The organism is Mycobacterium sp., assembly GCF_036488105.1.
In the GTDB taxonomy this organism is placed as follows: domain Bacteria; phylum Actinomycetota; class Actinomycetes; order Mycobacteriales; family Mycobacteriaceae; genus Mycobacterium.
In genome coordinates this window covers 1-1,646 of record NZ_DASXHW010000415.1, presented here as the reverse complement: position 1 = coordinate 1,646, position 1,646 = coordinate 1, and the positions used below count along the sequence as shown (strand labels likewise).

The window sequence follows — 1,646 nt, the reverse complement described above, 5'->3', positions numbered from 1 at the left end:
CGAGATTGCCGCCGAGGGAGCACCCGCGCCGGGAGGCGGCCGCTATGCCGGTTTCGGCCCTTGGCCCACTGCCGCGCCGGGCGGGGCGACGGCATTCATCGCAGCGCTCGACGGCGGCCCCGGGCCGCTCGCCGCCTTCGCCGGTATGCCGGGCGAGATCGGCCGCGTCGCGACCACCGGCGAAACCCTGCCGGACGGTGAAGCGATCGGCCGGTTCGCGCTTAACGCGGTTGCGATGGCGGGACCGGGCGACGCGTTGACCTTCGCGACGGTGGGGCAAGGGACGGATGAGCGCAGCGCGATCTACTGCCGCTGCCCGGAAGTACATTAAAAGATTCTGGTCTATGCGGCAGACCTGTTTTCGCCGCTCCGGATGACTGCTCAGGGGGCAAAACCGGAAGCCGCCGAAGTCGACCGCGGCCTTCCGCTCAGCGCCGATAGCGGTCATGCCAAAACCGCGGCGCCTGAAAACTTCTTGCGCCGAATTTCGGTCGGCGGCCTTCCGTAGACTTCGGCAAAGACGGAGTTGAACCGGCGCAGACTGCCAAAGCCCGCCTGCATCGCGATCTCGGTCATGGGCAGGCTCGTCTCGTCGATGAGCCGTTTAGCCCGCTGCACCCGCGCAGTCTTGGCGACCTCCGAGGGACTTGCCTGCAGGTAGCGGGCGAATAGCCGCGTGAGTTGCCTTGCCCCTACACCAAGGCGCTCAGCGAGGCGTTCGACGGTAGCTCCCTCCGCATCGAGCGCGCCGTCCTCGACGATAAGCCGCAGCGCTCTTTCAACTGTCGCCCTGCTGCCGATCCATGCGCTGCTGAACGGAGCGGTCTCAGGCCGGCACCGCAGGCAGGGACGGAAACCTGCCGCTTCGGCTGCCGCGGCCGACGGGAAGAACGAAACATTGGCCGACCGGGCGGGGCGCACCGGACAAACCGGACGGCAGTAAATACCGGTAGTGTGAACGCCGGTATAGAACCGTCCGTCATAGACCGCGTCTCGCGCCAGGCGCGCGCGGTCGCATTCCGCAAAGTCCAACGACATGGACACGATAATACTCACGTCGCTGCTTAGGACCGACGCCCTCTTGGGGATGGAGTCCGGTTTTGGCCAGCGATAGCGGCCACTTTTCCACTACATCTGACGGCGGGAATTTGGGGCGCTGTTCGCCCTCTCTTAGGCAGCTTGGGCACTGACGTAGGGTCGCGGGAGACATCTTCAGCGCGACAGGGGAGGCGCGCCCCGTGGGCAGCAAAAAGCGGGAGGCGGGATTGCCGCAGCATCGAAGCATCGACGTCGGTGACGCGACGTTGGAGTGCACACTTCGCGGTTCGGGCGCACCAGTCGTGTTGCTCGCGAATGCGGGCTGTAGCACCGGCTATTTTGATCAGCTGGCGCACACGCTGGTTACCAGAGGATTCCAGACGATCTCGATAAATATGCGTGGCGTCGGCGGCAGTCGCGGTTCCCTCGATGGCGCGACCTTGCACGATCTGGCCGGTGATGTCGCTGGCGTCATTAAGGCGATCGGCTGTGGTCCGGCGCACTTGGTCGGACACGCCTTCGGCAACCGGATCGCCCGCTGTCTGGCAGTCGATCAGCCACCGCTGGTTCGCAGCGTGACGCTGCTTGCGGCGGGTGGTCTCATCGCG

The 1,646-nt window shown here is 65.7% G+C and carries 3 protein-coding genes; 2 read left to right on the top strand and 1 reads right to left on the bottom strand.

Annotated elements, in window-relative coordinates; translation table 11 throughout:
- Positions 1-331 (top strand): hypothetical protein (locus VGH54_RS21970; RefSeq protein ID WP_331514210.1); only part of this gene is annotated, 331 nt, incomplete at its 5' end.
- Between the two features lie 113 nt (positions 332-444).
- Here the strand turns inward: VGH54_RS21970 and VGH54_RS21965 are convergent.
- Entirely contained in the window at positions 445-1,038 is a 594-nt protein-coding gene (locus VGH54_RS21965; RefSeq protein ID WP_331514209.1) for a bifunctional transcriptional activator/DNA repair enzyme AdaA, read from the bottom strand.
- Between the two features lie 200 nt (positions 1,039-1,238).
- On the opposite strand from VGH54_RS21965, the gene VGH54_RS21960 reads away from it, so the two are divergent.
- A partial coding sequence (locus VGH54_RS21960; protein ID WP_331514208.1) for an alpha/beta fold hydrolase occupies positions 1,239-1,646 on the top strand: 408 nt, incomplete at its 3' end.

Bases quoted from the DNA above. Each gene is read 5' to 3' on its own strand.
- VGH54_RS21965 (WP_331514209.1), bottom strand. From the start codon at position 1,038: ATGTCGTTGGACTTTGCGGAATGCGACCGCGCGCGCCTGGCGCGAGAC.